Source organism: Shigella sp. FC1967, assembly GCF_001743005.1.
GTDB lineage: Bacteria > Pseudomonadota > Gammaproteobacteria > Enterobacterales > Enterobacteriaceae > Proteus.
The window spans coordinates 1-8,235 of record NZ_MIIZ01000561.1; the positions used below are offsets into that span (position 1 = coordinate 1).

The 8,235-nt window shown below is 37.8% G+C and carries 8 protein-coding genes; 7 read left to right on the forward strand and 1 reads right to left on the reverse strand.

Going from position 1 to position 8,235, the window contains the following annotated elements; translation table 11 throughout:
- Positions 1-328: 328 nt before the first annotated feature.
- From BHE89_RS05010 to BHE89_RS05025, 6 genes are all read left to right on the forward strand, one after another.
- On the forward strand, positions 329-2,413 hold the full coding sequence (locus tag BHE89_RS05010; RefSeq protein ID WP_069367190.1) for a TonB-dependent siderophore receptor: 2,085 nt from the start codon (positions 329-331) through the stop codon (positions 2,411-2,413).
- Positions 2,414-2,487: 74 nt separating this feature from the next.
- Entirely contained in the window at positions 2,488-3,270 is a 783-nt protein-coding gene (locus BHE89_RS05015; RefSeq protein WP_069367189.1) for an ABC transporter ATP-binding protein, read from the forward strand.
- Positions 3,261-3,875, forward strand: coding sequence for an ABC transporter substrate-binding protein (locus BHE89_RS05020; protein ID WP_286145897.1), 615 nt, complete (start codon positions 3,261-3,263; stop codon positions 3,873-3,875). Before BHE89_RS05015 ends, BHE89_RS05020 begins: the two co-directional genes overlap by 10 nt.
- Before the next feature lie 70 nt (positions 3,876-3,945).
- Entirely contained in the window at positions 3,946-4,170 is a 225-nt protein-coding gene (locus tag BHE89_RS25035) for a hypothetical protein (RefSeq protein WP_286145898.1), read from the forward strand.
- Positions 4,160-4,915: an iron chelate uptake ABC transporter family permease subunit gene (locus tag BHE89_RS25040; protein WP_286145899.1), complete on the forward strand. Its 756-nt coding sequence runs from the start codon at positions 4,160-4,162 to the stop codon at positions 4,913-4,915. The genes BHE89_RS25035 and BHE89_RS25040 overlap by 11 nt, the downstream gene beginning before the upstream one ends.
- Complete coding sequence (locus tag BHE89_RS05025) at positions 4,812-6,128, forward strand: iron ABC transporter permease (protein WP_286145900.1); 1,317 nt, start codon at positions 4,812-4,814, stop codon at positions 6,126-6,128. The genes BHE89_RS25040 and BHE89_RS05025 overlap by 104 nt, the downstream gene beginning before the upstream one ends.
- A gap of 42 nt (positions 6,129-6,170) precedes the next feature.
- Here the strand turns inward: BHE89_RS05025 and BHE89_RS05030 are convergent, their stop codons facing one another.
- Positions 6,171-7,379, reverse strand: coding sequence for an MFS transporter (locus BHE89_RS05030; protein WP_069367187.1), 1,209 nt, complete (start codon positions 7,377-7,379; stop codon positions 6,171-6,173).
- A 140-nt stretch (positions 7,380-7,519) separates the two neighbouring features.
- Here BHE89_RS05030 and BHE89_RS05035 point away from each other — a divergent pair, with 140 nt between their 5' ends.
- A complete protein-coding gene (locus BHE89_RS05035; protein WP_069367186.1) occupies positions 7,520-8,110 on the forward strand; it encodes a TetR/AcrR family transcriptional regulator in 591 nt (196 codons plus the stop codon).
- Positions 8,111-8,235: the final 125 nt, after the last annotated feature.

The following is an 8,235-nucleotide window of genomic DNA, read 5'->3' on the forward strand; positions in this document are numbered from 1 at the left end:
GCAGTGATAAAGCAATAAATAAAAAAAGGCTTGATAGTATTTATCGAGCTTTTTTTTTCACAATAAGAAATGCCAACCTCTTATCAAATAATTTTTTTATCTCACCAATAATAATATAGAGTTATTCTGCTAAGTCACAGGATGTGAACTTTATGTTTAGCTATATCGCAGCACTTCTGTCGGCGAATGACTTCCTTGTATTGATATAAACAGTTTATTACCCCAAAAAATTATCATTTATAGGCATTTTTGCATAAATTAATTTACCTTAGTATCAATTGCATGAATAATAGTGGTAATAGTAATGATTATTATTCGGTGACTCATTGTGATTAATTTTTATGCATTTAAATTGAAACCTGTGGCATTACTTTGTTCTGCCACCCTTCCTTTTATTTTGACTACACAGGCTTTTGCGGAAGAAACGGCAAAAACGGAACAAGTTGAGAAACTTGTTGTTAGTGCTCAGGCTCTAAAAGTAAATACTAGCTTGCAAGAAACACCTAAATCCGTTTCTGTTATTTCTCAAAAAGATCTCGAAACACATGCCCCTCAAAAACTCGATGAAGCGTTACGTTATACCTCCGGTGTTGTTTCTCAGCCTTTTGGTGCAGATAACGATACTGATTGGCTTCGCGTGCGGGGTTTTGAAGCTGCAACTTATTTAGATAACAGTCGCCTTTTCCGTGATGGCTATTACACATGGTTATTAGAGCCTTATGGCTTTGAACAAATTGAAGTGGTAAAAGGTGCGTCAGCGGTTTTATTTGGTGAGTCGACACCCGGTGGTGCAGTTAACGTCGTACAAAAGAAACCTAGTTTCAAATCTCAAAATGAAGTATTTCTTGAGGTTGGAAATAATGACCAGCGTGGATTAGGTTTTGATGTATCGAATACAACTGATGATAAACGTGTGCGTTATCGCCTTGTTGGATTAATGAAAAAGTCAGATGGAGAATTATCTCACACTGATAATGAGCGTATTTATCTTGCGCCAAGTGTCGCGATTAATCTGACTGACGATACCGCACTAACCTTTATGGCGACCTATTTGCATGATGATGGCACACCAACCAATCCTTTCTTCCCCGCTGCCGGTACATTAATTTCATCCCCTTTTGGGAAAATTAAACCGTCAACTAACTTAGGTGAACCGGGATACGATAAATATAAACGTACCCAAATTTCAGCAGGTTATTTATTAGAAAGTAGTATCAATGATGTTTGGCGTTTTTCTCAACGTTTAAACTATGGTTATAACGATCTGTTATTGCGTAGTGTCTATGCATTCCCTAATTCAGATATTACAGCAACAGAACTGAATCGTGGCGTTGTTTTCCGTGATGGTAAAAATCAAAGTATCTCTTTTGATAATAATATTGTTGGTGAATGGGATACGGATAATTTTGAACATACATTATTAGCGGGGGCGGAATTGCAATATCACCAAACCAAAGGTGATGAGCAAGATAATTACAGCTTTAGTACGATCAATCCATGGAACCCTATTTACGGTAAATATACCCCGCTTAACCCTGCTAATAATGTCAATCGCACCATTGATAAAACACAGTATAGCCTTTACTCACAGTATCAAACTAAGTTTGATAGTCGTTGGGTTGCGATGGCTGGAGTACGACAAGATTGGGTGAAAACAGAAAATAAAGCCAAAAGCAAAAACGAGGATAAATCGCGTACTGATAGTGAGTTTAGCCTCAATGCAGGATTAATGTACTTAGCAGATAATGGACTATCTCCTTATGTGAGCTATTCCGAGTCTTTTGAGGTGATGAGTACTATCGATCCTGCAACTAAAGATCTGTATAAACCATTAAAAGGTGACCAAATTGAAGCAGGAATAAAATATACACCTGATTTTATGGATGGTTACCTTAATATAGCTTGGTTTGATATCACACAGAAGAATGCGCTGGTTGCAAACCCAACGACATTTGTTTCGACACAAACAGGTAAAGTAACCTCAAAAGGTGTTGAAGTAACAAGTGAAATGCAATTAACGGAACGTTTAGCGTTAAAAGCCAATTACACCTATACCGATATGCAAACCGATGACACGGGTAATAAAGGTAAACAACAAGCTGGTCTCATTCCTAAACATACGGCATCGGCTTGGGGAAGTTACACGATCCCAATTACGGGAACTCAAGATTTAACGTTAGGAACGGGTATTCGTTATTTAGGTAAATCTAAAGATAATCCTAAGAGTAGTGATTTAACAGTACCTAGCGCAACATTATGGGATATGGCTGCAACCTATGATTTCAATAAACAGTGGCAATTACAGTTAAACATCAACAATATTCTTGATAAAGAGTATCTCTCTGGTTGTGATTATTACTGTTATTACGGGCAATCTCGTTCTGTCTTATTGAATGCAAAATATCGCTGGTAATTTTTTTTATTATTTCGCCTTTTGTTGTTAATCATATAATAAAAGGCGGAATATCATTTTATAAATGAGTGACTATGTTTGAACTCTCAAATATTCAAATGGATCGCGGTGGACGCACTATTTTATCCATTCCCTCACTGCGTATTTCAAATCTAGGATTAACCATTGTGCTCGGTCATAATGGCTCAGGAAAATCGACTTTGGTCAGTTTGTTATCAGGTCAACAAGCCCCAGATAGTGGATTGATTACACTAAATAACAGCAATATCTCACATTATAAGCCTCGTGAACTGGCTAAAAAAATCGCCTTTCTCCCTCAAAAGCTTCCTGCTTCAGCAGGATTAACGGTCAGAGAATTAGTCCGTCTAGGACGCTTTCCTTGGCGTGGAACATTAGGTCGTTGGAATAAAAAAGACGATGAAATTATCACCATGGCAATGGAAAAAGCGGGAGTCCTTCCTTTTGCTGACACACTTGCTGATGATTTATCTGGTGGTGAACGTCAACGGGCTTGGGTTGCTATGTTACTCGCTCAACAATCACCTATTTTAATCTTAGATGAACCAACATCAGCATTAGATGTACATCATCAATATCAATTAATGGAATTGTTGAGTGAGTTAAATCAAACTCAGCACGTTGGTATTATCGTTATTTTGCATGATCTTAACCTTGCTTTACGTTATGCCACGCATATCATCGCACTTAAAAAAGGCAAAATTGCGTTTGAAGGTGAAGCTTCATTACTTTTTGATGATGAACGACTTTCCGAACTTTATGAAACCCCCATTAAACTGATTGAGCACCCTGATAATAAAGGTTTAAAACAACATAAAGTGGCGGTGGTATGCGTCTAATATTACAAAAAATAGTTAAATCGCTGTCTTTTGGACTGTTTATTTTATTACTCGCCCCCATCGTTAATGCTACGCCAAATACCAATAAAATACCGCAACGCATTATTGTTTTAGATTGGGATTTACTGGAGCAAATATTAACGCTGGATGTAATTCCCGTCGGTGCGACGGAAATTACTGGGTATAACCAATGGGTGGCTCACCCTATTGCCCCAAACACTATTGAAGAAGTGGGGATGCGGGCAGAACCTAATTTAGAAAAAATGGCAGCGTTAAAGCCAGATCTTATTTTAGCGTCAAGTTCACAACAAGATTTATTGCCGGTATTACAAACTATCGCCCCAGTTGTGTATTTACCTAATTTTTCTCGTCAAGATAATGCTGCCACGGTGGCTTTAGCGCATTTTAATACCCTCGCCACTCTTTTGGGAAAAGAAGCGCTTGCGCAGCAAAAATTAGCTGAGATGGACAGCACTTTTGCACAATTAAGAGAAAAACTACAACGGTCATTTATTACGTTACCAGAAGTAGAAGTAATCCGTTTTTCTACATTAACATCCGTGTTTTTTATACACAAAAAATTCAACAACGGAATATGTAATTAATAAGCTGGGATTAAAGTCAGCAATATCGTTACCGCCTCAGCCTTGGGGAATTGACCAAAGAAGAATGAATGTGTTGCAGCATATTAAACAAGGTTATGTTCTTTATATGCTACCCTTTCCCGATGAAAATAAACTGCAAAAATCCGTATTATGGCAAGCCATGCCATTTGTTCAGAATGGGCATTTTCATTCAGTAAAACCCGTCTGGAATTATGGTGGAGTGACCTCGTTAACGTTAATGGCAGAAGCCATTACAGAAAGCTTATTAGATATGGCACCCAATAATGAAAATTAAGCAATATACTTTCTATTTTTTGGCAATTATCTTATTAAGCGTCATCAGCTTACAAATTGATAATTCTCTTTCATTATCTCGCCAATGGTATTTATTAAGACATTCAGAAATACACGCATCATTCGCTGATGTGTTTTTTCTTCATGCCCAATTACCTCGTTTAGCCATGACACTGCTCATCGGAGGAATATTTGGTGTTGTCGGTAGTTTAATGCAGCAATTAACACAAAATAACCTGACATCACCCTTAACATTAGGAACTTCATCCGGAGCTTGGTTAGCGTTAGTTATTGTTAATATCTGGTTTACTGATTGGGTTGCGGATCATAGTGCATTAGCTGCGACAATGGGCGCGTTATTTGCCTTTGGTTTTGTGATTATTATTGCTGGTATTCGCAATATGACCGGTTTACCTCTTGTCGTTTCCGGTATGGTCGTTAATATTTTATTAGTTGCTATTGCAACCGCATTAGTGACATTAAACTCTCAATTCGCTCAGAATATATTTATGTGGGGAGCCGGCGATTTGGCTCAAGATGGTTGGAATTCGTTTTTTTGGTTATTACCTCGAATTGCGCCTGCTGTACTTATTTTTATTTTTGCACCTCGTATTCTCACATTATTACGTTTGGGTCATGAAGGTGCAACTGCTCGAGGATTGTCTGTTTTACCTGCATTTGCCTTTTTTTATTATATTAAGCACTTGGCTAGTTTCTGCCTCTATTACTGTCGTTGGAGTGATTAGTTTTATCGGATTACTTGCACCTAATATTGTTAGAACATTAGGTGCAAGAACGGCACGCCAAGAACTTATTGCTAGTGGACTAATGGGAATATGTTTATTACTTATTACGGATAGCTTGGCGATAGGGATTGGTCAGTGGCTTAATACGGTTATTCCGAGTGGTGTTACCGCTGCTGCGATTGGAGCACCTGCACTAATTTGGTTTAGCCGTAAGAAAATGCGAGCCCAAGATCAGCTTTCGATTTCAATTAACTCACAGGCTAAAACAGTATCACAATATACAGTGATAGGAATATTTGTATTATTAATACTCGGATTAGTACTTACCCTTTTCATTCATATTAATGAGCAGACATGGTTCTGGGAAATGCCTTCTGTTTACCAATGGGCATTGCGATCACCTCGCTTAGTGACTGCGTTATTTGCAGGTATTGCTCTCGCTATTGCTGGTGTTATTTTGCAACGTTTAATTTATAACCCATTAGCGAGCCCAGATATTTTAGGCGTTTCATCCGGCGCGACTTTTTCGTTAGTGCTTTCGAGCTTAGTTTTAGGGGGGGCGTTACAAACCTCACAGTGGGGCATTGCGCTATTAGGTAGCGGTGTTGTTATTATTATTTTATTAGTCTTAGGTAGGCGGCATCAATATGCACCAGCCAGCTTAATATTAACGGGTATTGCATTAACCGCGAGTTTAGAAGCCTTTATTCAATTTTTCTTAGCTAAAGGTTCGTTAAGCAGTTATAAAATATTACTGTGGTTATCTGGCTCGACTTATCGCGTTAATAGTGAACAAGCGCTCTATTTTGCATTCGCAATTACATTGATTATAGGGAGTGTCTTCTTATTAACGCGCTGGCTTGCATTAATATCTATTGGTCGAAATTTTGCCTCAGCTCGCGGATTACATACTGGGCAGGCAAGTATTGTTTTATTAATTATTGTATCGTTGTTATGCGCCTTAGTGACCTCAACTGTTGGCCCTATTGCTTTTATTGGTCTAGTTGCCCCTCATATGGCGATATTACTCGGTGCTCAAAAAATCAAATTACAATTAATGGTTTCAGGGTTAATTGGTGGAACCTTGATGGTTTGGGCTGATTGGCTTGGGCAAATATTTATTTATCCCGCACAAATTGCAGCAGGAACTTTAGTGGCGATTTTAGGGGGTAGCTATTTCCTTGGTTTAATGTTGTTAAATCGCAGTCGTTGATTTGAAAAGCCTAAGATATTGTCATTAATTTTTGCTGATATCTTAGGCATCGTTTTTACTATGTTTATGATGAATGTGTTGAAAACCTAAAAATGCACTTAACATCACTAAAGCACTTGCTCCAATTGCAACCCATACACCAGATTGAACACCTGAATAATCAACAAGTTGTCCTGTTAATGTTGCGCCAATTGCTGCACCTACATTTAATCCCGCAAGTAACCATGTCATTCCTTCAGTTAGCTGATTTTCGGGTACATTTTTCTCAATCAGTGACATTGTCACGATTATCATAGGAGCAAAGAAGATCCCCGAAATGAATACGACAAAACTTAAGCTATAAATAGAGCCTACGAAAACTAGAGGCAAAATAGTGAGAAAAGTTGCGATACCACCTAAGCATAATAAACGGTGTAATGGTGTTGATAATTTTAACGTGCCAAAAAATAAGCCTGCAAAACAAGAGCCAACGGCATAGGCTGATAATACAAGGCTTGCACCTGCGGGTATTTTTTGGGCATTGGCAAAAGCGACACTAAAAATATCAATGGTACCTACAATTACGCCCATAAAAATCATAATGGCAGTTAATATTTTTACAAGAGGAAAACGGATCACTGATTGTGTGTTATTAGATGTTGATTCAGATGATATTGATATTATTGCGGGCTCTGTATCTCGTTGTAAGACCAGTAATAATACACCAATGACAAGAAGAAAGGCGGCTATTAATAACCCAGCTTGAGGGAAAAAAGCGACACTTAATGTGACAGAAATGGGGGGGCCAAAAATAAATGTAACTTCATCGAATACACTTTCTAATGAGTAAGCGGTTTGTAAACGACTATCTTCTTTATAAATTGCAGTCCATCTCGCTCTGATCATAGCGGAAATACACGGCATAAAACCAGCCAGTACGGCAAAAATAAATAATAAACTAATATGCCACTGTAACCATGTTGCTAATAGCATTCCCCCTATTCCAATAACACTAATTGATGTGAATAAAGGTAAAATTCTATATTGCCCAAAATTATCAACTAAACGTGATATTTGAGGTGATAGCATCGCGTAAGTAAAGACAAAACTAGCAGAAATTGTTCCCGCTAATGCATAGCTCCCTGTAAGTTGTGAAATCATCATGATGATCCCAATCCCCATCATCGGCAGTGGTAATCGTGCAACCATTCCCGTTAAGGTGAAAGAGAGTGTGCCTTTATAGCTAAACAGGGTTCGATACGTGCTTATCATAGTTTTCCTTATGTTTATCCTTGCCATTTTGACGAGGGTTAAAGATAATACATACACTGCGTATGTATAAATCATATATACATACGAACTGAATGTAAATATACAAACACTGCGTATGTATATTTAAAAAAGGAGACAAAATGGCTAGGCGTACTCGTGCTGAAATGGAAGAAACACGACTGTTATTGCTACAAACAGCAAGAAAAGTCTTTTGTGAACAAGGTTATGCAGAAGCATCAATGGATGACTTAACGGCGCAAGTAGGATTAACGCGGGGAGCGTTATATCATCATTTTGGTGATAAAAAAGGATTATTATCTGCGGTTGTTGCACAAATAGATACTGAAATGGATGCGCGTTTGCAGGCTATTTCCGATACTATTGACGATCCTTGGTTGGCATTCTCAATGCGTTGTCATACTTATTTAGAAATGGCTTTAGAGCCTGAAATTCAACGTATTATTATGCGAGATTCACGTGCTGTATTCAGTGATAAATTGACGGAGCTCCCCACTCATTGTGTGATCTCAATGAGCAATATGATTGATAAACTTATTGAGAATAAAATACTTATCAAGACTGACTCAAAAATGTTGGCTCTCTTTATTTATGGTAGTTTAGAGGCAACTGCTTTATGGATAGCAAACAGTCTTGATGGTAAAACTCAACTAGAGCAGGCTAAATCAACATTAGATACTTTATTAAACAGTCTACGTATTTCAGCAGAATAAATAAAAAGGGTAATCGTTATTACCCTTTTCTCTTTTAGAAACCTAATAACGTGTACAGTGTCACGATAGTATTTTGTTTATTTTAGTAATTGAGTAAATTGCTGATATAGCATATAACCTAATGT